Source organism: Marinobacterium nitratireducens, assembly GCF_014645375.1.
Lineage (GTDB): Bacteria > Pseudomonadota > Gammaproteobacteria > Pseudomonadales > Balneatricaceae > Marinobacterium_A > Marinobacterium_A nitratireducens.
The window spans coordinates 311,569-335,360 of record NZ_BMLT01000005.1 but is presented as its reverse complement, the minus strand read 5'-3'; the positions used below and the strand labels follow the sequence as shown (position 1 = coordinate 335,360).

The 23,792-nt window shown below is 63.9% G+C and carries 19 protein-coding genes; 6 read left to right on the top strand and 13 right to left on the bottom strand.

The genetic code is table 11. The annotated features are described in order from the left end of the window. Positions 1–108 precede the first annotated feature (108 nt). Entirely contained in the window at positions 109–1,029 is a 921-nt protein-coding gene (locus IEX85_RS11855) for a LysR family transcriptional regulator ArgP (protein ID WP_188860803.1), read from the bottom strand. A 130-nt stretch (positions 1,030–1,159) separates the two neighbouring features. On the opposite strand from IEX85_RS11855, the gene IEX85_RS11850 reads away from it, so the two are divergent. The 5 genes from IEX85_RS11850 to IEX85_RS11830 all read left to right on the top strand — a co-directional run bounded on the left by IEX85_RS11850 (position 1,160) and on the right by IEX85_RS11830 (position 7,592). Further along, positions 1,160–1,774 (top strand): LysE/ArgO family amino acid transporter, encoded by a 615-nt coding sequence (locus tag IEX85_RS11850; RefSeq protein WP_188860802.1) that lies wholly within the window; start codon positions 1,160–1,162, stop codon positions 1,772–1,774. 97 nt (positions 1,775–1,871) lie between these two features. Next, positions 1,872–2,282: a VOC family protein gene (locus IEX85_RS11845; protein WP_188860801.1), complete on the top strand. Its 411-nt coding sequence runs from the start codon at positions 1,872–1,874 to the stop codon at positions 2,280–2,282. An 86-nt stretch (positions 2,283–2,368) separates the two neighbouring features. Then, positions 2,369–5,068, top strand: a complete 2,700-nt coding sequence (gene acnA / locus IEX85_RS11840) for an aconitate hydratase AcnA (protein WP_188860800.1) — start codon at positions 2,369–2,371, stop codon at positions 5,066–5,068. A gap of 142 nt (positions 5,069–5,210) precedes the next feature. Further along, positions 5,211–6,743: an esterase/lipase family protein gene (locus tag IEX85_RS11835; RefSeq protein ID WP_188860799.1), complete on the top strand. Its 1,533-nt coding sequence runs from the start codon at positions 5,211–5,213 to the stop codon at positions 6,741–6,743. A gap of 12 nt (positions 6,744–6,755) precedes the next feature. Then, positions 6,756–7,592: a hypothetical protein gene (locus IEX85_RS11830; RefSeq protein ID WP_188860798.1), complete on the top strand. Its 837-nt coding sequence runs from the start codon at positions 6,756–6,758 to the stop codon at positions 7,590–7,592. A gap of 233 nt (positions 7,593–7,825) precedes the next feature. Here the strand turns inward: IEX85_RS11830 and IEX85_RS11825 are convergent, their stop codons facing one another. Continuing rightward, positions 7,826–9,046: a Bcr/CflA family multidrug efflux MFS transporter gene (locus tag IEX85_RS11825; protein ID WP_188860797.1), complete on the bottom strand. Its 1,221-nt coding sequence runs from the start codon at positions 9,044–9,046 to the stop codon at positions 7,826–7,828. Between the two features lie 307 nt (positions 9,047–9,353). Here IEX85_RS11825 and IEX85_RS11820 point away from each other — a divergent pair, with 307 nt between their 5' ends. After that, positions 9,354–10,094, top strand: a complete 741-nt coding sequence (locus tag IEX85_RS11820; RefSeq protein WP_188860796.1) for a glycerophosphodiester phosphodiesterase family protein — start codon at positions 9,354–9,356, stop codon at positions 10,092–10,094. Positions 10,095–10,176: 82 nt separating this feature from the next. On the opposite strand, the gene IEX85_RS11815 is transcribed toward IEX85_RS11820, so the two are convergent. From IEX85_RS11815 to purD, 11 genes are all read right to left on the bottom strand, one after another. Beyond that, the gene (locus tag IEX85_RS11815) at positions 10,177–10,542 is read right to left on the bottom strand and encodes a histidine triad nucleotide-binding protein (protein WP_188860795.1); all 366 of its coding nucleotides are present in this window, start codon (positions 10,540–10,542) and stop codon (positions 10,177–10,179) included. 399 nt (positions 10,543–10,941) lie between these two features. Beyond that, on the bottom strand, positions 10,942–12,471 hold the full coding sequence (locus tag IEX85_RS11810; protein ID WP_188860794.1) for a SpoVR family protein: 1,530 nt from the start codon (positions 12,469–12,471) through the stop codon (positions 10,942–10,944). Beyond that, a complete protein-coding gene (locus tag IEX85_RS11805; RefSeq protein WP_188860793.1) occupies positions 12,468–13,754 on the bottom strand; it encodes a YeaH/YhbH family protein in 1,287 nt (428 codons plus the stop codon). Before IEX85_RS11805 ends, IEX85_RS11810 begins: the two co-directional genes overlap by 4 nt. A gap of 95 nt (positions 13,755–13,849) precedes the next feature. Beyond that, positions 13,850–15,772, bottom strand: coding sequence for a PrkA family serine protein kinase (locus IEX85_RS11800; RefSeq protein WP_188860792.1), 1,923 nt, complete (start codon positions 15,770–15,772; stop codon positions 13,850–13,852). A gap of 179 nt (positions 15,773–15,951) precedes the next feature. Further along, a complete protein-coding gene (locus tag IEX85_RS11795; RefSeq protein ID WP_188860791.1) occupies positions 15,952–17,073 on the bottom strand; it encodes a dihydrolipoamide acetyltransferase family protein in 1,122 nt (373 codons plus the stop codon). After that, entirely contained in the window at positions 17,070–18,053 is a 984-nt protein-coding gene (locus tag IEX85_RS11790; RefSeq protein ID WP_188860790.1) for an alpha-ketoacid dehydrogenase subunit beta, read from the bottom strand. Before IEX85_RS11790 ends, IEX85_RS11795 begins: the two co-directional genes overlap by 4 nt. A 17-nt stretch (positions 18,054–18,070) precedes the next feature. Next, entirely contained in the window at positions 18,071–19,168 is a 1,098-nt protein-coding gene (gene pdhA, locus IEX85_RS11785) for a pyruvate dehydrogenase (acetyl-transferring) E1 component subunit alpha (protein ID WP_188860789.1), read from the bottom strand. 30 nt (positions 19,169–19,198) lie between these two features. Next, positions 19,199–20,257 (bottom strand): Leu/Phe/Val dehydrogenase, encoded by a 1,059-nt coding sequence (locus IEX85_RS11780; RefSeq protein ID WP_188860788.1) that lies wholly within the window; start codon positions 20,255–20,257, stop codon positions 19,199–19,201. A gap of 321 nt (positions 20,258–20,578) precedes the next feature. After that, the gene (locus IEX85_RS11775) at positions 20,579–21,619 is read right to left on the bottom strand and encodes a tetratricopeptide repeat protein (RefSeq protein ID WP_188860787.1); all 1,041 of its coding nucleotides are present in this window, start codon (positions 21,617–21,619) and stop codon (positions 20,579–20,581) included. A gap of 58 nt (positions 21,620–21,677) precedes the next feature. Next, the gene (gene rhtB, locus IEX85_RS11770; protein ID WP_188860786.1) at positions 21,678–22,295 is read right to left on the bottom strand and encodes a homoserine/homoserine lactone efflux protein; all 618 of its coding nucleotides are present in this window, start codon (positions 22,293–22,295) and stop codon (positions 21,678–21,680) included. A 188-nt stretch (positions 22,296–22,483) separates the two neighbouring features. Then, positions 22,484–23,773: a phosphoribosylamine--glycine ligase gene (gene purD / locus IEX85_RS11765; RefSeq protein ID WP_188860785.1), complete on the bottom strand. Its 1,290-nt coding sequence runs from the start codon at positions 23,771–23,773 to the stop codon at positions 22,484–22,486. Positions 23,774–23,792 lie beyond the last annotated feature (19 nt).

Below are 23,792 nucleotides of genomic sequence, written 5' to 3'. Positions count from 1 at the left end.
CGGTCAACTCGGGCGTCGTATTGACCGGCCGGTGCGAATCATCGCGCCTCGCGGCGCGAGCCCCTGCAAAAAAGTGATGGTCCGCTCGCGGAGGGAGCTCCTGCGAGCTCACGGATGCGTCAGTACCGGGTGTGCGGCGAAGGGCTCGAGAAACTGCTCGGCGCCCCGCAGCAGGGCGTCAGTCAGGCGCCGTGCCAGCGGTGTTTTCAGGTTCCAGACGTGCCAGTAAAGCGGCACGGCCAGATAGTTGCCGGGTGCCATGTCGACCACAAGTCCACGTTCGATAAAGGGTCTGCTCTGCTGGTCCGGCACCATGCCGCCGCCGAAGCCGCGCACGATCAGATCGAGAAAGGCCTCGGGCGAGGGCACCCGGTGGCGCGGAAAGTCGCCGGGTGCAAGTCCGTAGAAACGCTCTAGGTAGCGGCAGTGCAGCGCATCCTTGTGGTTGTACTCGACCGCCGGGGCCTGACGCAGCGCCTCGGCGCTGACGCCGTCTGCGAGGTAGGTGCGGATGTAGCGGGCCGAGACCAGGCAGCGGTACGACATCACGCCCAGCGGGATGCAGTTGCAGCCCTGCATCGCCTCGGGGCTCGCCGTGATGCAGCCGATGACCTCGCCGGTGCGCAGCAGATGGTGGGTCTGGTCCTGGTCGTCGACCTTGAGCTCCAGCAGCAGCTGCTCCTGCTCCAGCAGGCTGTTCAGGGCCGGCAGGAACCAGGTGCTGAGGCTGTCGGCGTTGAGACCGATGGCCAGGCGGGTGAAACCGCCATCGCCACCATCGTAGATTTCCTGCAACAACTCCTTTTGCAGCAGGCTGACCTGACGATAGTGCTTGAGCAGCTGCTGTCCGGCGGGCGTCGCGCGGACCGGGCTGGAGCGAATGACCAGCGCCTGGCCCAGACGCTCCTCCAGCTGCTTCAGGCGCTGCGATACCGCGGACTGGGTGATATGCAGCTTGGTGGCGGCGCGCTCGAAGCTCTGCTCTTCGATCACGGCGGCCAGCGCCTGAATTTGACGATAATCGAGCATGATCAGTTTCGCTAATGGATTATCAAAATCATTAGTTTCACTTTAGGTTCCGCCGGGGTCAAGATGGCCGCCTCGATTCGCTTGCCGTCGTCAAAAACGCCAACCGCCACTATAGGGAGACTTGCCGAAGATGATCAGCGCACTTCAATCCACCGTCATGCTGCAGGGCTTCCTGACCGGGGGCGGCCTGATCATCGCGATCGGCGCGCAGAATGCCTTTCTGCTCGCCCAGGGGGTACGACGCCAGTATCACTGGCCGGTGGCGCTGCTGTGCAGTCTCAGCGATGCCCTGCTGATCTGCCTGGGGGTGCTGGGCATGGGGGCGCTGATCAGCGACTCGCCGCTGCTGATGCAGATCGCCCGTGGCGGTGGTGCGCTGTTCCTGTTCTGCTACGGGTATCGCGCGCTGCGCTCGGCGCTGAAGCCGGTCGGCATGGAAAGCGGGGGCGGTGGCGCCCGGTCGCTGAAATCGGCGCTGCTGACGACCCTGGCGGTGAGCCTGCTCAATCCCCATGCCTATCTCGATACCGTGGTGCTGGTCGGTGGCATCGCCACCCAGCACGGCGAGCAGCTGCGCTACTGGTTCGGCGCCGGCGCGGTGGTCGCATCCTGCTGCTGGTTCATGCTGCTGGGCTTCGGCGCCCCGAGGCTGGCGCCGTTGCTCCGCGAGCCGCGCGCCTGGCGCGTACTCGACGGCTTCATCTGCCTGGTGATGTGGTCGATCGCTATCGGTCTGCTGATCTGAAGCCGGCGCCGGGCTGCTATCCTTTAGTGATTGCAATTCAAGCGAGCAGGCGTTTGGGTAACTTCGGACCCGGCTCGCCGCGTTTACTGGAGGCGACATGATCCATATCACCGCGCTCGACCACCTGGTTCTGAGGGTCGAACGTCTCGAGCCGATGCTGGCTTTCTACCGCGATATTCTCGGCTGTACGCTGGAGCGGGTGAAGGAAGATCTCGGTCTCTACCAGCTTCGCGCCGGCAGCAGCCTGATCGATCTGGTCACGCTGGACGGCCCCCTGGGGCGGGCCGGCGGCGGTGTGCCGGATCCCGAGGCCCGCAATCTCGACCACTTCTGCCTGCGCCTGAATCCTTTCGATGCCGACGGCATCCGGCGTTACCTGGCGGCCAGGGGCGTCGAGGCCGGGCCTGTGGAACGGCGCTATGGCGCCGAGGGTGAGGGCCCCTCCATCTACATCAGCGACCCCGAGGGCAACACCGTCGAACTCAAGGGGCCTGCAGAGGCTTCCTGAAAGACTGAACGGGCCGCCGCATTCGCGGTCACTTTTCGAAAGCCTGCCAGTCGAACCCACCACGCCAGGCTGCAACGGAGGGAATCATGCACGACAGTTTCGACGCCCTGGATACGTTCGAAGTCGCCGGTCGCGAATACCGGTTGTACCGCCTCGATGCGCTCGAGCACCTGTACGACATCGAACGGCTGCCTTATGCGATGAAAATTCTGCTTGAGAACCTGTTGCGCTGCGAGGACGGCGTGACGGTTCGGCGCGAGGATATCGACGCACTGTGCCGCTGGGATCCGGATTATGATCCCACGGTACAGATCGCCTTCACCCCGGCAAGGGTGGTGCTGCAGGACTTTACCGGCGTACCGGCGGTGGTGGATCTGGCGGCGATGCGGGACGCCATGCGCGAGCTTGGCGGCGACCCCGAGCTGATCAATCCGCAGGAGCCGGTCGACCTGGTGATCGACCACTCGGTGATGGTCGACCACTACGGCAGCAGGGAGGCGCTGGATCTCAACACCCGCATCGAGTTCGAGCGCAACGCCGAGCGATACAAGTTTCTGCGCTGGGGCCAGAAGGCCTTCGCCAACTTCCGCGTGGTGCCACCGGGCACCGGTATCGTGCATCAGGTCAACCTCGAGTATCTGGCCTCGGTGGTGACTGCGCGCGAAACGGAGGGGGAGCCGCCGCTGGTCTATCCCGATACCCTGGTCGGCACCGACTCCCATACCACCATGATCAACGGGCTCGGCGTGCTGGGCTGGGGCGTTGGCGGCATCGAGGCGGAAGCGGCGATGCTGGGCCAGCCGGTGACCATGCTGCTGCCGCAGGTGGTGGGGTTTCGCCTCGAAGGCCGTCTGTCGGAAGGCGCCACCGCCACCGACCTGGTGTTGACCGTCACCCAGATGCTGCGCCGCCACGGAGTGGTGGGCAAGTTCGTCGAGTTCTTCGGCGACGGTCTGGACGAACTGCCGCTGGCGGATCGCGCCACCATCGCCAACATGGCGCCCGAGTATGGCGCCACCTGCGGTATTTTTCCGATCGATGCCGAAACCCTGCGTTACCTCGAACAGACCGGCCGCAGCGAGGAGCAGCGGGCGCTGGTCGAAGCCTATGCCCGGCGTCAGGGGCTGTGGCGCGAAAGCGGCGCCAGGGTGGCCGAATACAGCGATATCCTCGAGCTCGATCTGAGCCAGGTGGTGCCGAGCCTGGCCGGACCCCGGCGTCCCCAGGACCGGGTGCCGCTGGCGGATTCGAAACGCTCCTTCCTGGCCGCGCTGCGGCAGGAGCGCGGCCAGGGCGATGCCGCTGCCGTGCTTCACAACGGCGGCGAAGCCTTCGAACTCGATGGCGAGCAGCACATGCTGCGCGATGGCGATGTGGTGATCGCCGCGATCACCTCCTGCACCAATACCTCCAACCCGGCGGTAATGCTGGCCGCCGGCCTGGTGGCGCAGAAGGCGGTGGCGCTGGGGCTGAAGACCCGGCCCTGGGTCAAGACGTCGCTGGCGCCGGGCTCCCAGGTGGTAACCGCCTACCTGGAACGCTCGGGGCTGCTCGAGCCGCTGGCGGCGCTGGGTTTCAACCTGGTGGGCTACGGCTGCACCACCTGTATCGGCAACTCGGGCCCGCTGCGGGCGCCGATCGGCGAGGCGATTCGCAAGGGCTCGCTGGTGGTCGGCTCGGTACTGTCCGGCAATCGCAATTTCGAGGGGCGCATCCACCCCGACGTGCGCCTCAACTATCTGGCGTCGCCACCGCTGGTGGTGGCCTTCGCGCTTGCCGGCACGCTGGCGTTCGATCCCTACGTCGACCCGATCGGGCGTGACGGCCAGGGGCGCGATGTCTATCTCAAGGACCTCTGGCCCCGCCAGCAGGAGGTGCAGGCGCTGATGGCGCGCTGCATCGACTCCGAAATGTACCGAAGCCGCTATGCCGAGGTGTTCACCGGGCCCGAGTTCTGGCGCCAGCTGCCGCTGCCGGACGGCAAAACCTACGACTGGCCGGAGTCGAGCTATATCCGGCATCCACCCTATTTCGAGGGCATGGGGAAGCAGCCGCAGCCGCTGCAGCCCATCGCCGCGGCGCGTTGTCTGGTCAAGGTGGGGGACTCCATTACCACCGACCATATCTCGCCGGCCGGCAGTATCAAGCCCGACAGCCCGGCCGGAGTCTACCTCCAGGAACAGGGCGTGGAGCCCGGCGACTTCAACAGCTATGGTTCGCGGCGCGGCAATCACGAAGTCATGATGCGGGGGACCTTCGCCAACGTGCGGCTGCGCAACGAGCTCGCGCCGGGTACCGAGGGCAGCTGGACCACCCACTATCCTTCCGGTGAGCGGCTGAGCATCTTCGATGCGGCCATGCGCTACCGAGACGAGCAGGTGCCGCTGGTGGTGCTGGCCGGCGAGGAATACGGTACCGGCTCGAGCCGGGACTGGGCGGCCAAGGGCACCCGCCTGCTCGGCGTTGGTGCCGTTATCGCCCGCAGCTTCGAGCGCATACACCGCTCCAACCTGGTCGGTTTCGGCGTCTTGCCGCTGCAGTTCCTCGACGGCGAGTCGGCCGAAAGCCTGGGACTCAGCGGCGAGGAGAGCTTCGATCTCGGCACGCTGGACGATCAGCCGGACGAACTCGAGGTGACCGTGACGGCTCCCGATGGCGGCAAGACGGCTTTCCGGGTGAAGGTGCGCATCGATACGCCGGTAGAGTGGGATTACTACCGCCATGGCGGCATCCTGCATTATGTGCTGCGCCAACTGGCGTCCGGGACTGCCGCAGTCGATGAGTAAAATTCAAACGAATGTTTATCGCCGGGTCTACACTTAGGCTCAGCGGGCGCCGGTCGCGCTGCCAAGGCGCGCCGGCGTTTATTTGGTCTTGCTGTCGTCCGGGGTGCCGGGCGAAGACCTCCATCGGCACGGAGGCCCTTGCATGGCTGAGCGTATCGAAGCACCCCATTATCCCATCATCTATGTGCGCGGCTATGCCGCCACCATGCAGGAAGTGGAAGACACCACAGCCGATCCCTACATGGGCTTCAACCTGGGTTCCACCCTGCTGCGGCAGGATTACAGCAAGCGGCCGCGCAAGTTCATTTTCGAATCACCGTTGCTGCGACTGATCAAGGATCATCATTACCAGGACGCCTACCGTCAGGGCAACGACGAATACGAGCCCGGAACCGCGCCGGCGCGCTCGATCTGGGTGTTCCGTTATTACGAGAAAGTCTCCGAGTCACTGGGCAGTGGCGGACGGCGCAGCATGGAGCAGTTCGGCGCCGATCTGCGTGCCTTCATTCTGCGGGTACGCGATGCCGTCTGTGCCGGCGACGCGGCGAAGAAGGCGTTTCGTGTGCACCTGGTGGCGCACTCGATGGGAGGCCTGGTGTGCCGCTGCTACCTGCAGCGGACCTGTCGTGCCGGGGCGCCGGACCCGGCCGACAACGTTGCGCTCGAACTGGTGCCGGGAAAGCAAAACGACAGTCTGGTCGAGAAAGTGTTTACCTATGCGACGCCGCACAACGGTATCGACATCTTCGGCATCAACGTCCCGAATCTCGGCGACTTCGACCGGCTGCAACTGGGCAACTTCGACCGCGACCGTATCCGCGAGTACCTCGGACTGCCCGAAGGCAGTCCCGCCAATGACCTGGGCGGCGCTTTCCCGCCGCAGCGCTTCTTTTCCTTTATCGGCTCGAATTACCGCGACTACAAGGCATTCTTCGGGCTGGCGCGGCATACCACCGGGCCGCTGAGCGACGGCCTGGTGCTGATGGAAAACGCCTGGGTGCGGAATACGCCCCGCGCGGTGGCCCATCGCAGCCACTCCGGGCACTACGGTATCGTCAACTCCGAGTCCGGCTACCAGAACCTGCAACGCTTTCTGTTTGGCGACCTGAGGGTCAGCGCAACGCTGGAATTTCGCGAACTGCTGCTGCCAAAGGCGGTGCAGGAGCATAAAGACCGGGGGCGCAAAATTCGCGGCTCCTATTATATCGACGCCACGACACGGGTCAGGGGCGCGGCGACCTATGTGCTGAACGAGCGTCGCTTCGACCAGGAGTCGGCGATTCTCAAGACCTACGATGAACTCATCGGCGAGGGCAAGGCGGTGTACCTGTTCAGCGGCTACCTGTCCCGCGCCGCCATCACGCACGGCACCGGCCTGACGTTCGGGCTGGATCTGGCGGTAAGGGTGCCGCAGTTCGAGATCGACAACCGTTTCTGGTTCGACGAGCACGTCGAGGGCTTTCTGTTCAGCGAAAGCTATACCTTTGCGGTGCGGGACAGCACGGTGCGCTACGGCAGCGCCAGGGAGCAGGGGCACGGCGTGGCAACGCGCCTGCTGAAGATCAGGGATCTCGGCCAGGGCTGTCGCGAGGTGCGGGTACCGGTTGCCACCGGCGCCCGGGTACGGCCGGGCCTGCGTGCGGAGCTGGTGCTGCGCATCGATCCCTGGAACTGATCGGAGAAGGGTATGACAGTCAAACTGAGCGAGGCACTGGCGGCGGAGTACCGGCGCCTGTTCGACGAGTGCCGTATCCGGCCCGAGCGGCAGGCTGCGGTCGACGCCACCGTCGACAAGCTGATTGCCAATCGTGGCCGCTACGAGGCCGCGGTCGAGGGTCTGGGCATTCCCTGGGCGTTCGTGGCGGTGATACACAATATGGAATCGTCGCTCAACTTCAGCCGCCATCTTCATAATGGCGACAGTCTCAAGCGCCGTACCGTCAGAGTGCCCAAGGGGCGGCCGTCAGAGGGCTCGCCACCTTTTACCTGGGAAGAAAGCGCTCACGATGCACTGACGTTCAAGGGGCTGGACGACTGGCACGACTGGAGTCTTGCAGGCACCCTTTACCAGATCGAGCGCTACAACGGCTGGGGTTATCGCAAATATCATCCGGACGTACTGAGCCCGTACCTCTGGAGCGGCTCGCAGCTCTACAGCGCGGGCAAGTATGTTGCCGATGGACGCTGGTCGGACAGCGCGGTGTCGCAACAGCTTGGGGCTGCCGTGCTGCTGCGGCGTCTCGAGGAACGTGAAGCCGGTTCGGCGATGGCGACGGCAGCCGGCGCCGGCGCCGAAGCCGAGGCGGTGCCCGCCGTCGCTGCCAAACCGAAGGGGCCGGCAGGGCCGCTGGTGGTCTGGGGGCCAGAGGCCTACGACGACAAGGCCCTGTTGCTGCAGCAGGGGCTCAATCGCTTTCCCGGCGTTTTTCTGCGTGAAGACGGCCTGGCCGGCCGTCATACCTCGGATGCGGCTTTTCGCGTGCTGGGGGCGTACCTGCAAGGCGACCCCGACCATCCCGCCTGATTTGGGGACGAATTTTGCGATGGGTGCAGTGTATTGTCGCAGGATGGGGGCAGCCGCCGATGTCACCGAATTGCAGGGTCGCACGTCCTGTATGACGGCGTAACCCATCTTGGGCGCCGCAGACGACCTCGGTTGGAGTCTTGCGAGCGCCGGTTTCACGATGGGTTACAGGATGCCCGGGTTACGCAGAAACCGGCCGGGCTTTCAGCTGGCATCCTTTCACCCACCCTGCGTCAGATACCGCCGCAACCCTCTTCCTTCGCGGCCTCGGTGCTGCGCGCGGGCGCCGCTTGCAACGCGCAGACAAACGACAGCAGCGCCAGGATGCCGCATGCCGCCATTGCCAGGGTCATGGCCGAGGCGCTGTCGTCGTGCAGCAGCCCGACCGCAGCGCCGCCGAATGAGCCGGTACCGAAGCGCAGGGTGCCGCCGAGCGCCGAGACGCTGCCGGAAATGGCGGGGAAGCGGTTCATCACCACCGACAGGGTGTGCGCGCTGATAACGCCGTAGGTACCGATGAACAGCATCGAGGCGATGACCAGGGCCGCGAGCGGCGGGCGCGACAGCAGGGAGAGCGAAAGCAGCAGCACCACCACCAGCGCGATCAGGCCGAAGGCGATGGTCAGAATGCGACGGGAGCCCAGCGTGATAAACCGGTTGGCCAGCATGGACAGCGACATCAGCGTCAGTACATTGAGCCCGAACAGCAGGCCGTAGTACTGCGCGGGCACAGCGTAGAGTTCGATATAGACAAAAGGAGAGGCCGCGACAAAGGCCATCATGCCGGCGAACATGAAGCCGGCGCTGAGCATGTGGCAGAAGGCGTGGCGGTCGCACAGCAGTTGGCGATAGTTGCGCAGCTGCGGGCGAATACGCAGCGGCGTGCGCTTCTGCCGTTGCAGGGTTTCGGGTATCGAGCCACAGAACAGCAGCAATCCGATGACGGCGATCAGCGTCAGGGTGCCGAACACCAGGCGCCAGGAGCCGAAGTTCAGTACCAGTCCGCCGAGCAGCGGCGCCAGCAGCGGCGCCACGGCCATCACCATCATGATGAAGCTCATGGTACGGGCGAAGGCCTCGTTGCTGTATCGGTCCTTGACCAGCGCCGGTACCGAGACGGCAATCGCCGCCGCGCCTGCGGCCTGCACCGCCCGGGCTGCCAGCAACCAGCCGATGCCCGGGGCCATCGCGCAGAGCAGGCTGCCGCCGACGAACAGCACCAGTCCGAGCATGATCACCGGTCGCCGGCCGAGGGCATCCGACAGCGGTCCGAACAGCAGTTGCGGCAGCGAAAAGGCGATCAGGAACACCGTCAGCGTCTGTTGCACGGCTTCGGCCGAGGCACCCAGACCGGCGGCGATGGCAGGCATGCTGGGCAGATACATGTCGATGGCCAGCGGCGTCAGGCCGATCAGCAGGCCGAGTATGGGGATAAAGGCTTTTTCCGTTTTCATCGATATCATTCCGGAAGTTCGGGTCGCAGCGCAATCCGCCGTCGGGTTGTATTTTCGCCGGCCCGGTGGGCAGGTTCGGTTATTCGGGGGCAGAGACCGAAAGAGTGGGTCCGGAATACGGCGGCAGTTCGCGGTAACAGAAGGCGGCACCGGAATGGTCAGCGAAAACAGAACTATGCTGGAAGACGGTCCGGGCGATCGACACCGATATTACCATTGCCGCCTTGTATCGGGGGGATGCGTTCGAGCAATTGACTGTTGCGTATTTTGTTCTAATTGGCATGATTTCGGATTGGAGAGTCCTAACTTGGAACCAACTATCGCGGCACCGGCGGAGCGTCTGGTGGCCCACAGGGGATACGCTGCACGGTATCCGGAGAATACGCTACTGGCCGTTAAAGAGGCGCTGAAGGCGGGGGCCCACTATGTCGAGGTGGATATTCAGCTGACGGCGGATAGGGTCGCGGTGGTGTTTCACGACTCTGACCTCGGGCGCCTGTGCGGACGGTCGGAGAGCATACATAGCTTTCACAGTGACCGGCTCGATTCGCTTAGCTGCAGTTATCCGTCCCGCTTTGGCGAGCGCTACCGGAACGAGCCGCTGGCGACGCTGGCGGCACTGGCTGAGCTGATCGCGGACTGGCCGCAGGTACAGTTCTTTATCGAACTCAAACCCGAGTCCATCGGGCATTTCGGTGTCGAAGCCATGCTGGCGGCGGTTGCTGCACCGCTGGAAGGCTGTCGGGAGCAGGTGGTGCTGATCAGTTACGATCGTGCGGTGCTGCACCTGGCCAGCCAGAGCGGCTGGCGTATCGGCGCCGTCGAACATCACTGGCCGGACCCGGCGGATGACGAATGGCGACAGCTGGACCCGGAGTATCTGTTTCTGGACTTTCGAGAACTGCCGAATGGCGCGCTGGAACTTGGCAACACCCGGCTGGCGCTGTTCGAGATTGCCGAACCCGGGCTTGCCAGGACGCTGATGGCGCGCGGCGCCGACCTGATCGAGACCTTCGAGATCGGCACCATGCTTACGGCGTTGCGGTGAAAGTTGATCGATATTTCCCTGCGCAGGGCACCTTGAGTGAAACGAAACGTGCCACCCCTCGGTGCCGTTCGCTCAGGGCACCCTACACCGGCGTTTTGAGCACATCGGTATAGGGCGGCCAGCCCATCGGCTTGCCGCCGAGCACGTGCAGGTGAATGTGGTAGACGGTCTGGCCGCCGTGGCTGTTGCAGTTGAACAGGGTACGGTAGCCTTGCTCGGCGAAGCCGTGCTCCTCGGCCAGTTTCGACGCCACCATCACCAGGTGGCCGACGGTTTCGCGGTCGTCCGGCTGCAGCTCGTTGAGGCTGTGGATATGGCGGCGCGGAATCACCAGCGCGTGGAAGGGGGCCTGGGGATTGATGTCACGGAATGCGATGGCCTGATCGTCTTCGTAGATCACTTCGGCCGGTATCTCTTTATCCAGTATCTTGCAGAACAGACAGTCCATGGGGTCCTCTCAATGAATCCGTTAACAGGCTGTTGAAAATCTATCTGCGTTGCCGAATGCTGCGTTCAACACAGGTTTCAGACAGGGTATCACGCTCAGGGCAAATCGTAGGATGGGTGGAGCCGCGGTGGCACTTCATATCGGGATGCTCCTGGTTCGATGCGGCGAAACCGCCACGGACGGCGGAAATCCTGATATTGCAGGAGCCAATATCAGGAAACCCATCAACAGCGTCCGATGTTCTCGTGGTGTTCTGAGAGCACGCGATGGGTTCCACGACGCTCTGGGCCGAGTCAGCATCGGGTGCCCCGTACCAAGCGTCGTTTCACCCATCCTACTACTGCGCTTTTCGCCTGCTTTGGTCTAGGCGGCGTTCCGTCGGGCGGCGCTGTGACACGATCAGAGCGTTTCCAGTACTTCCCGTGGCGGGCAGTGATGCTGGGCACAGACGGTGCCGTCCGGCTTGACCGATTCCAGGTGCACGTCGAAACCCCAGAGGCGGTGCAGGTGCTTGAGCACCTCGTCGGCGCTCTCGCCCAGCGGCTGGTTATTGTACATGTAGTGACGCAGGGTCAGCGAGCGGTCACCACGCACATTGACGTTGTAAACCTGGATATTGGGCTCGCGGTTACCGAGGTTGTACTGCGCCGAAAGATCCTCGCGGATACGCTGGTAACCGGACTCGTTGTGGATCGCGGACACCTTGAGCGTCGGGCTCTCGGAATCATCCATTATGGTGAACAGCTTGAGTTCGCGGATCAGCGTCGGCGACAGGTACTGCTGGATAAAGCTTTCGTCCTTGAAGTTGTGCATGGCGTAGTGCATCGCGTCGAGCCAGGGCTTGCCGGCCAGCTCCGGGAACCATTCGCGGTCTTCGTCGGTCGGCCTTTCGCAGATGCGACGTATGTCCTGCATCATGTTGTAGCCCAGGGTATAGGGGTTGATACCGTTGAAGTAGGGCGAGTCGAATGGCGGCTGATAGACCACGCTCGAGTGGCTGTGCAGGAACTCCATCATGAAGCCGTCGGTGACCAGGCCCTCGTCGTACAGACCGTGCAACAGGTTGTAGTGCCAGAAGCATGCCCAGCCCTCGTTCATCACCTGGGTCTGTTTCTGCGGATAGAAATATTGCGAGACCTTGCGCACGATCCTCACGATTTCGCGCTGCCAGGGTTCCAGCAGCGGGGCATTTTTCTCGACAAAGTAGAGAATATTTTCTTCCGGTTCCTTCGGGAAGTGGATCTCCTGTGCCTCCTCGTGTGTGTCTTTCTGCGGAATAGTGTTCCACAGCTGGTTGAGGTGGCGCTGGATGTACTCTTCCCGCGCCCGCTGACGCTTGCGCTCCTCGTCGGCGGTGATCGGCTTGGGGCGCTTGTAGCGGTTGACGCCGTAGTTCATCAGCGCGTGGCAGGAGTCCAGCAATTCCTCGACATTTTCGGCGCCGTAGCGCTCCTCGCAGTCGGTGATGTACTTCTTGGCGAACAGCAGATAATCGATGATCGCGGTGGCGTCGGTCCAGGTCTGGAACAGGTAATTGCCCTTGAAGAAGGAGTTGTGACCGTAGCAGGCATGGGCGATCACCAGCGCCTGCATCGTCATGGTGTTCTCCTCCATCAGATAGGCGATGCAGGGATTGGAGTTGATGACGATCTCGTACGCCAGCCCCATCTGGCCGCGCTTGTAGCGCTGCTCGGTTTCGACGAACTGCTTGCCGAACGACCAGTGGTTGTAGTTGAGCGGCATGCCGATGGACGAGTAGGCGTCCATCATCTGCTCCGAGGTGATCACTTCGATCTGATTGGGGTAGGTATCGAGCCCGAACCCGTTCGCGATGCGCCCGATTTCACGATCGTAGGCTTCGATCAGCTCGAAGGTCCACTCGGATCCCGTCGACAGTGGCTGCTTTCGTTTCTTCTTGGTCGCGCTCATGCAGCACCCTCCATCTTGCGGGCGAAGAGCTTGCGGAACACTGGATAGATATCCGAGGCATCTTCTATCTGATGCATCGCGAAGGTTTCCGGGAAGGCTTCGCGCACCCGTTCGTATTCGAGCCACAGATTCTGGTGCGGACCTGTGGTGATCTCGACGTAGGCGAAATACTGAACGTGGGGGAGTACCCGGTTGATCAGGATTTGTCGGCAGGCGTCGGAATCGCCGTCCCAGTTGTCGCCGTCCGAGGCCTGGGCGACGTAGATGTTCCAGTCGCCGGCCGGATAGCGGTCGCGTATGACGTCGCCGGTCAGCGTCAGGGCGCTGGAGACGATGGTGCCGCCGGTTTCGCGGGAGTAGAAGAACTCCTCCTCGTCCACTTCCTTGGCATGGGTATGATGGCGAATGAAAACCACTTCAATCTGCTTGTAGTTGCGGGTCAGGAACAGGTAGAGCAGCAGGAAGAAGCGCTTGGCCATGTCCTTGATGGCCTGGGTCATCGAGCCCGACACGTCCATGACGCAGAACATCACGGCCTTGCTCGACGGTACCGGAATCCGCACCAGGTTGTTGAACTTGAGGTCGAAGTCGTCGATGAAGGGCATGCGACGCACCTTCTTCTCGAGGGCCTCGATCTCGGCCCGCAGGGCGTCGGCCCGGGCCTTGGTCTCGAGGTCGGTGGTGGCCTCCTCGAGCGCCCAGAGTTCTTTCTTGAGCTCGCGAATCAGCTTGCGGTCCGAGCCCGAAAGCGCGATGCGGCGGGCGTGTGCGGCACGCAGCGAGCGCACGATATGAAGCTTTTCCGGCGAGCCGGAGTTGGTGAAGCCGGCGCGCCGGGTTTCGAACTGGGTGGCGTCGCGCAGTTTCTTCTTGACCATATAGGGCAGTTCGAGCCCTTCGAACAGGAAATCGAGAAATTCGTCCTGGTTGATGCTGAAGGTGAAGTCGTCCATGCCATCACCCTGGTTGCTGGCTTTGCCCTTGCCGGCACCGCCACCACCACCGCCCTGGGGGCGGCGAAACTCGTCGCCTTCAACAAACTCCTTGTTACCGGGATAGACGCGCTTGCGCTGGCCGCCGTCGCCGTGGTGGAACACAGGCTCCGAAATGTCCCGGCTCGGGATCGTTACCTGGCCACCCTGGTCGATATCCCGGATTGAGCGCTGATTGACCGCCTCTTCGACAGCACGCTTGATATGCTTGCGATAGCGACGCAGGAAGCGCTGCCGGTTGACGGTGCTCTTCTTCTTTGCGTTCAGGCGACGATCAATGATGTAGCTCATACCCTACTCCTTAACCGGTCGAGGCCCTGACGCCGGAGGATACGGCGTCGGTGGAGCGGGCCCCGACACGACCGGACAGAACGCGTCCGGTACTGTTACTGGGATTTACGTACCCGGATGTACCATTCGCACAGCAGCCGCACCTGCTTCTCGGTGTAGCCGCGGTTGATCATGCGCTTGACGAACTCTCCGTGCTTGCGCTGGTCCTCCGAGGAGGCCTTGGCGTTGAAGGAAATGACCGGCAGAAGATCCTCGGTATTGGAGAACATCTTCTTCTCGATGACCGTACGCATTTTCTCGTAGCTCATCCAGGTCGGGTTCTTGCCGTTGTTGTTGGCGCGGGCGCGCAGCACGAAGTTGACGATCTCGTGGCGGAAGTCCTTCGGGTTGCTGATGCCGGCCGGTTTTTCGATCTTCTCGAGCTCCTCATTGATGGCCTGACGGTCGAGAATGTCGCCGGTTTCGGGATCCCGGTACTCCTGATCCTGAATCCAGAAGTCGGCGTAGGTGCAGTAGCGGTCGAAGATGTTCTGACCGTACTCCGAATAGGACTCGAGGTAGGCGGTCTGGATTTCCTTGCCCAGGAAGTCGATGTACTTCGGTGCGATATACTCCTTGAGGAAGCCGATATAGCGGTCCTGGGTTTCCGTCGGGAACTGCTGCTGTTCGATTTCCTTCTCCAGCACATAAAGCAGGTGGACAGGGTTCGCCGACACTTCGGTCGGGTCGAAGTTGAACACCTTGGACAGGATCTTGAATGCGAAACGGGTCGAGAGGCCGTTCATGCCCTCGTCGACGCCGGCGGAGTCCTTGTATTCCTGCAGCGACTTGGCCTTGGGGTCCGTGTCCTTGAGATTTTCGCCGTCGTAGATGCGCATCTTGGAGTAGATGCTGGAGTTTTCCGGTTCCTTGATGCGCGAGAGGGTGGTGAACTGCGCCAGCATGTTCAGGGTGTCCGGCGCGCAGGGCGATTCGTTCAGCGAGCTGTTCTCGAGCAGTTTTTCGTAAATGCGGACCTCTTCCGAGACGCGGGTGCAGTAGGGCACCTTGACGATGTAGACGCGGTCGATGAAGGCCTCGTTGGTCTTGTTGTTCTTGAAGGTCTGCCACTCGGATTCGTTCGAGTGCGCCAGCACGATGCCGTCGTAGGGTATGGCCCCCATGCCTTCGGTGCTGTTGTAGTTGGCTTCCTGGGTCGCGGTCAGCAGCGGGTGCAGGACCTTGATCGGCGCCTTGAACATCTCGACGAATTCCATCATGCCCTGGTTGGCGCGGCACAGGGCGCCGGAGAAGCTGTAGGCATCGGGATCGTGCTGCGGGAATTCTTCCAGCTTGCGGATATCCACCTTGCCCACCAGGCTCGAAATGTCCTGGTTGTTCTCGTCGCCCGGTTCGGTCTTGGCGATGGCGATCTGGTTCAGGATCGAGGGGTAGAGCTTGACCACGCGGAACTGGCCGATGTCGCCGCCGAACTCGCGCAGGCGCTTGACGGCCCAGGGCGACATGATGCCCTTGAGGTAGCGGCGCGGAATGCCGTATTCCTGCTCCAGGATATCGGCGTCCTCTTCGGGATTGAAAAGGCCGAGCGGGGACTCGAACACCGGCGAGCCCTTGATGGCGTAGAAGGGGACATGCTCCATCAGGTGCTTGAGTTTTTCCGCCAGCGAGGACTTGCCGCCGCCGACCGGGCCGAGCAGGTAAAGAATCTGCTTGCGTTCCTCGAGACCCTGGGCGGCATGCCTGAAGTAGGAAACGATGTTTTCGATCGCCTCCTCCATGCCATAGAAATCGCAGAAGGCCGGATAGCGCTTGATCACTTTGTTGGAAAAGATGCGGCTAAGGCGTGAATCCCTCGAGGTATCCACTGTTTCCGGCTCCCCGATCGCCTTGAGCATGCGTTCGGCGGCGTTGGCGTAAGCCAGCGAATCCGTCTTGCACAGTGCCAGGTACTCATGCAGGCTCATCTCTTCCTGCTGCGTCGCTGAATAGCGCGCTTTGAAGTGCTCAAAAATACTCATATTGGCTACCTTCCTGTCTCATTACCACTTGATTGGCAAGGTTTTTACAGCTCCGTTCGGTCCCGAGTGCCCTCCTTTGTTTCAAGTGTAGCCCAGCTTTGGTGAGCTCATGCGGGTCCGCCCGATAAAAGCGAAATCCGTTTTTCTTCAACCCTTTGATACGATGCGCCGGAGCAAGTTCAGGAGGCGTTTGCCCCCAGTGTCTCGATAATGGCCTGCATAAATCGGGCCGCCTCACCGCCGGTGGCCGCGCGATGATCGAAAGTCACTGACAGCGGCAGTAGCCGGTGGCCTTCGACGTGGTCGCCCAGCCACACCGGTTCGCAGCGGATTTTGCCGGCGCCGACGATGGCGACCTGGGGGGGCACCACCACCGGAGTTGCATAGCGTCCGCAGAAGGTACCGAAGTTGCTGAGGGTGATGGTGGCGCCCTGCAGCTCCGACGGCGGTATGGTGCGGGCCCTGACATCGGCCCGCATCCGGTCGAGACCGGCCCGCAGGTCATCGCTGCCGCGATTGCCGATATCGCGCAGCACCGGCACGAACAGCCCCTGCTCGGTATCCACGGCGACACCCAGGTGTACGCTGTCCTGCAGGCGCCGGTTCAGGTGCTGACCGTCGAACCGGGCATTGAGTGACGGCTCGCGCGCGCAGGCCACGGCGATAGCCAGTGCCAGGCGCATGGTAATGTCGGTGCCCTCCGGCCAGTGGTGGATGTCGACGTCGTCGAACAGGGTGACCGGCACCACCTGGGCGTGGGCCTCGGCCATATTGCGGGCCATCTGTTTGCGCACGCCGCGCAGCGGCTCTGGCGCGCCCAGGTCGCGGTTCATCCGGGCGGCCTGCTCGACGTCGTCGACGGTGATCAGGCCGTTGCGACCGCTGCCGCTGATGCTGCCGATATCCACCTCGAGTCGCTGCGCCAGACTGCGCACAGCCGGCGTGGCGCGGCCGGACTGGTGCGCGCGGGTGCTCGGCGATGCGCCGATGATGAAGTCATCGCGGCTGCTGTCGTCGCGGGCGCGCGCAATCGAGCCGACCACGGTGCCGGCATCGCCCGAGGCGTCATCGCCCTCGAACTCGATCAGCGGCTCGCCGGTATGAATGGTGTCGCCGGGAGCACCAAAAAGGTGCGCTATGGTGCCGTCCTGGGGCGAGGGCACCTCGATGATGGCCTTGGCGGTTTCGACGGAGACGACGACCTGGTCCGTCTTGACGCTGTCGCCCTCCTTGACGTGCCATTCCAGGATTTCGGCCTCGGGCAGGCCTTCGCCCAGGTCCGGTAACTTGAAATATTTCATGCGAACTCCAGGGTCTGGCGGGCGGCATCGACAATGTCACTCGCCTGCGGCATGTAATGGTCTTCCATTCGGTAATACGGCATGACCGTGTCATAGCCGGTCACCCGGGCAATGGGGGCCTGCAGGTCGAGCAGGCCGCGTTCGGACAGCGTGGCGGCGATCTCTGCGCCCATGGCGCCGTGGCGTGGCGCTTCATGAATGATGACGGCGCGGCCGGTCTTGCTGACCGATGCCAGCAGGGTGTCGCGGTCCAGCAGGTTAAGGGTGGCGACATCGATCACTTCGCAGCTGACGCCGTCGCCTGCGAGCGTATCGGCCGCTTCCAGGGTTTCTTTCACCATTGCGCCCCAGCTGATCAGGGTGATGTCGCTGCCTTCGCGCAGGGTGAAGCAGGTGTCGAGGGGAAGGGCCTGGCCGTTGTCCTCGACCGGTTGCTTCACGGCGCGGTAGATGCGCTTGGGCTCGAGGAAGATCACCGGGTCCGGCGAGCGGATCGCCGCCAGCAGCAGTCCGTAGGCCCGCGCCGGCGAGGAGGGTATGACCACCCGCAGTCCCGGGATCTGCGCCAGCAGTGCTTCGGTGCTTTCGGAGTGGTGCTCCGGCGCATGGATGCCGCCGCCGAAAGGCGCGCGCAGCACCAGCGGACAGCTCAGCCGGCCGCGGGTGCGATTGCGCATGCGCGCGGCGTGGCCGATGATCTGCTCCATGACCGGGAAGATAAAGCCCATGAACTGAATCTCCGCGACCGGTTTGAGGCCCTGGGTGGCCATGCCGACGGCGAGGCCGGCGATCAGGTTCTCGGCCAGCGGCGTATCCATGACGCGGCGCGGGCCGAACCGCTCCAGCAGGCCGACGGTGGCGCGGAAGACGCCGCCATTGACGCCAACATCCTCGCCCAGCAGAACGACATTCTCATCGGCGCCCATTTCGTGCATCAGTGCAAGGTTGACGGCTTCGACGAGGGTAATTGACTGACTCATGCCGCTTTCCTCCTGTCTCAGTCCTGTTCCCGCCGTGCGGCCCGGGCAGCCGCCCGGGCGCGAACCTGCTCGCGCTGCGCCTCGAGCGATGCGGGCAGTTCGGCGTAAAGGTGGTCGAACATGGCGCCGGGATCGTCGGGCGCGGTGGCGAGATAGGCGTCGACGGCCTGCTGGACGCGCCGGCTGATATCGGCCTGCCAGGCCTGCTCCTGTTCCTCGTTCCACCAGCCGCGACCGTGCAGGAAGTTGCGCAGCCGCTTGACCGGTTCGTGTTCCCAGCCGGCTCTGAGCTCGTCGCTGCTGCGATAGCGGGTGGCATCGTCGGCGGTGGTGTGGTCCGACAGGCGATAGCTGACGGCTTCGATCAGGCTAGGCCCCTTGCCACCGCGGGCGCGCTCCAGGGCCAGCGCAACCGCCTCATGCACCGCGATGACATCGTTGCCGTCGACCTGCTCGCCGCGGATGCCCGCGCCGATCGCTTTCTGCGCCAGCGTCGGCGCGCCGCACTGCATCGCCCGCGGTACCGAAATCGCCCACTGATTGTTGTTGACGATGAACACCAGCGGCAGTTGCCAGGTGCCGGCGACGTTGAGCGCCTCGAGAAAGTCGCCCTTGGAGGTGGCGCCATCGCCGCACAGGGTCACGGCGACGCGTTTCTCACCGCGGATGCGAAAGGCCGCCGCGACGCCGCAGGCATGCAGGCACTGGGTCGCGATCGGCACGCAGTTGGGCAGGTCCTGACGCAGCGCCGGGCTGGCGCTGCCGCGTTCGTCGCCGCCCCAGTACAGCAGTACGTCGCGCCAGTCGCAGCCGCGCATCACCTGCATGGCGTGATTGCGGTAGTAGGGCACCAGCACGTCCTCGTCATCCATCAGGCTGGCGGTGGGTATATCGATGGCTTCGCCCCCGAGCAGCGACGGGTAGGTGCCGAGCTGTCCGGTGCGCTGCAGCGCGATGGCCTTGGTATCGAACTGGCGCGCCAGGGTCATCTGGCGGTAGTACTCGACCAGGGTGTCGGGTTTCCCGGCCCAGTCCGGCAGCTCGCCGACCGGTTGGCCGGCGGCATCGAGATAGCGGCAAAAGCGGATCTCTCCCTGGTAGGCAATGGTCGTCATCTGCGTTTCCTCCGGTAGCGGTCGGATCGTTCACAGGGTCTCGAGAGGGTGCTGGCCGGCATGACGGCCGGCCCGGGCGATAATCGCTTCGGCACGGCTGTCGGCGACTTCGCTGGTGGGCCGGCCCTCCCGGTCGGCCTGCTCGAACAGTGCGGTCAGCTGGTTGCCGATACCCTGGACCTTGGCGGCAATGGCGCTGGCCGGGGCCCCGGCATGGTGCAGTGCAACGAAGATCAGACCGCCGGCATTGATCAGGTAGTCGGGGGCGTAGAGGATGCCGCGTTGGCGCAGCAGCTCGCCGTGTCGTGCCTCCGCCAGCTGGTTGTTGGCGGAGCCGGCGACGATGGCGCAGTTGAGCTGCGCGATGCTGTCATCGTTGATGATCGCACCGAGGCCGCAGGGGCAGAAAACATCGGCCGGAGCTGCATAGATCTCTTCCGGCGCCAGGGCGCGGGCGCCGAAGGCCTGCACCGCCTGGCCGACCCGGGTCCGGTCGAGGTCGCTGACCAGCAGCTGCGCGCCGGCGGCATGAAGCTGCCGCGCCAGTGCAAGGCCGACATGACCGAGCCCCTGCAGCGCAATCCTGACGCCGGTCAGACGGTCGCGCTCGAGACGGTGGTGCACGGCGGCGCAGATGCCCTCGAACACGCCCTGAGCGGTGTAGGGCGAGGGATCGCCGGCCTGGCTGGTGCAGCTCACCCAGCGGGTCTGGGTGGCGATGGCGTCCATATCGGTCACCTGGGTACCGCTGTCCATTGCCGTGATGTAGCGACCGCCGAGGCTGTCGACGAAGCGGCCGAAGCTCTGCATCAGCGCACTGCGGTCGAAATTCCCCGCAGGCTTGAGTACCACCGCCTTGCCGCCACCGTGGGGCAGGTCCGCCAGTGCCGCTTTGTAACTCATGCCGCGGGCCAGCCGTATGGCGTCGGTGATGGCCTCGTCGTCGGAGGCATATTCGATGAAGCGACAGCCGCCGATGGCGGGGCCGCGCTTGGTGGAGTGGATGGCGACAATGGCCCTGAGGCCGGTTTCGGGATCGGATGCGAAATGAAGATCGGCCAGACCTGCGTTTTCCAGCTGTCTGAACATGACGGGGTCCTCCGTATGCCTGGGGTGCCCGTTGCACCTGGTCAATCGGGCCTTGTGAGCCCGCGGCGCCGTCGGCTCGTCACCCGGGGTATGGGTGACGCAAAATGCGATGGCGCCCGTCCGCAACTTGCGATTGCTGTACCTTTTGGATAGCACAGCTTTTGCTAAAGTTCAGGGGCGAAATCGAAAATAAGTGTTTGATTTTGCAAGTGCGAAATGAACCGGGCGCGGGGAGTTGGCGGGCCGGAGCGGCGTCGGAGAAGATGCGCGGGAGGGCTGGCGCGGCCCGAAGGCCGGCCGGTGTACGGGCGTTCTGGAGAGTTATCGTTCGGAGCTGATAAGCCAGCGACTGCCGTTTCGCACCAGCGTCAGGACATGCTGCTCGGGCTTGTCGGAACCGGGCCGGGTGGCGCTCACCCGTACCTCGATCCAGTCGGGACTCATGATCGCCAGCTCGTATTCCTGCAGCCGGAAGGTACGGTCGTCCTGCGCCAGCGACTCCAGCCAGAGGCGGTGGCTGGTTTCGTCGTCGGGGCGGTATCCGGGCAGGTACAGCGATGCCTGCTGCTCGGGCGTATAGCCGGGCGCCTCGGCCCAGAGTTCGATCTGGGCGCCGACGCGGGCGGCGATGCTGTCGTCGTCCCCGGCGTCCTGCGCTGCATCCAGGGTCTGCAGTTGCGGCGGCGCCCTGCGGCGGCGCATGCCCATTGCGTCGGTGTAGGTGCTGTCGGCAATGGCGCCGTAGAGGTCGCGCAGGTTTTCGTGAATGCGGGCATAGTGGGGGTGGGTTGCCAGCGCGAGCTGCAGCTGCTCGATGGCCTCGCTGTACTGGCCGTTGGCGGCGAGCATCACGCCGAGATTGTTGTAGGCCTCGGGGCGGCGCGGATACTGCTGGCTGAGCTGGCGCAGCAGCTGTCGGGCGTGCTCCGGGTAGCCCCGTCGCTCCAGTTCGGCGGCTTTCGCCAGCGCCTCGCGGTAGGGCGTATCGGGCAGCAGGCTCGGCAGCGGTGGCGCGACCTTCTCGGTCGCGGGAGCCGGCTCCGGGGTGGGGGGAGGCAGGCGTACGTCCGACTCGTCGCCGTTGCCCGGCTGGCTCTGCAGCGCGGCTTTTTCGCTGCGTAGCCAGCTCTTGATTTCAGCCAGCCGTGCATCCAGATCGGCCCGGGCGTAGTCCGGTTGCTGCCCGGTGCTGTCGAGCGGTTCCCGGCTGGCCTCGTCGCAGCTGTAGACGTCGTCGCTGCCGCCGCGCAGGCAGTACGGAGACTGCGGCGCTGGAACCTCGTCACGCCGCGCATCGCTGCTGCAGGCGGCGAGCGTAAGGGCCAGAAGTATGGAAAGCGAGCTTCGTACCGCGGTCAACATTGCGATTACATCCCTGTCGGCTTGTCGATCTTTCGCAAAGCCCCGATTGTACAAAAGTTCAGGCGTGCTGCGCACCGGACAGCACCAGCCCCGCGCCGATCAGGGCGCTGCCGGTGACCCGGTTCTGCGCGCGGCGGGCGCGGGCGTCGCGCATCCAGGCGCGCAGACGCGAAGCCAGCAGGCTGTAGCCGGTCATCACGCACCAGTCCACCGCCACCAGGGTGGTACCGATAATCAGCAGCTGCGGCGCCTGGGGGGCGTGCGGATCGAGGAACTGCGGAATGAGCGCCACCAGGAACACCAGACCCTTGGGGTTGGTGATATTGATCAGCAGGCTCTGCAGATAGGCGCGGCGCCAGTGTACCGGTTTGGCCTCGCCGAGCTGGAAGTCGCCCTTTTCGCGCCACTTCTGGATGCCGAGCCAGACCAGGTAGCCGACCCCGATCCATTTGATGACGGTAAACAGCGTCACCGAGGCGGCGACCAGGCTGCCGAGGCCGACACCGACCACGACGATCTGGGTGCCGTAGCCGCTGATCAGGCCGAGAATCGCGGGCTGGGCACGGCGTACGCCCTGGCTGAGGCCGTAGCTCATGGCCGTCACCGCGCCCGCGCCGGGGGACAGACTGATCAGGGTGGCGGCTGCCAGCAGGGTCAGCCAGATACTCAGGGTCATGGGGTTATTCCCTCGAAATGAAAACAGCCACCCTAAGGTGGCTGTTGGCAATTTGGTTGTCAATCATTGGAAGACTGAGCGTGGGAGCGGCGCACCCAAACTTACGGGCACTTCCTCGCCGCGAATAATCTGGCACCCTGTGCAAAAAGCTTCGCGGCGGGGCGCCGCTCCCACGGTTGGTGGAGCGCTTAAGCCTCGGCTTTTTCCCGTGCAATGGCCCGATAGGCGATATCGGTACGGTAGAAGGCGCCGTTCCAGCTGACCTGCCCGACCAGTTCGTAGGCGCGGCGCTGGGCTTCGGTGACGCTGTCGCCGAGCGCGGTGACGCAGAGCACGCGACCGCCGGCGGTGACCACCTGGCCGTCGACCAGCCTGGTGCCGGCGTGGAAGATCTTGCTGTCGGCCGGGGTTTCGGCAGGCTCGCTGATCACATCGCCCTTGGCGTAGTCGCCCGGATAGCCGCCGGCCGCCATGACCACGCCGACGGATGGACGCGGATCCCAGTCGGCACTGACCTGGTCGAGACGACGCTCGATCGCGGCCTGGCACAGTTCGACCAGGCTCGACTTGAGGCGCAGCATGATCGGCTGGGTTTCCGGATCGCCGAAGCGGCAGTTGTACTCGATCACCTTGGGGGTGCCGTCGGCCATGATCATCAGGCCGGCGTAAAGGAAACCGGTGTACTCGTTGCCTTCGCTGGCCATGCCGCGCACCGTCGGCATGATGACTTCGTTCATCACGCGCTGGTGGATGTCGGGCGTGACCACCGGAGCGGGGGAGTAGGCGCCCATGCCGCCGGTGTTGGGGCCGGTGTCGCCGTCGCCGACGCGCTTGTGGTCCTGGCTGGTCGCCATCGCCAGCACGTGCTCGCCGTCGACCATCACGATGAAGGACGCTTCCTCGCCGTCGAGGAACTCCTCGACCACGACGCGGCTGCCGGCGTCGCCGAAGGCGTTGCCCGCGAGCATGTCGCGAATGGCCGCTTCCGCTTCCTCAAGCGTCATCGCCACGATCACGCCCTTGCCGGCGGCCAGGCCGTCGGCCTTGATCACGATCGGCGCGCCCTTCTCGCGCACGTAGGCGATGGCCGGATCGATCTCGGTGAAGTTTTGGTATTCGGCGGTGGGGATGGCGTGACGCGCCAGGAAATCCTTGGTGAAGGCCTTGGAGCCTTCCAGCTGGGCGGCCGCCGCGGTCGGGCCGAAGATCGGCAGACCGGCTTCGCGGAAACGGTCGACGACACCGGCGACCAGCGGCGCTTCGGGGCCGACGATGGTCAGGTCGATGGCGTTGTCGCGGGCGAAGTTCACCAGAGCGTCGAGGTCGAGCACGTCGATGGCGACGTTTTCCAGCTTCGCTTCGGTCGCGGTGGCGGCGTTGCCCGGCGCGACGAAGACCTTTTCGACCGCCGCGTCACGGGCTGCGGACCAGGCCAGGGCGTGCTCGCGTCCGCCGGATCCGATAACCAGTACTTTCATCAGTTTCTCCTACGGTTCC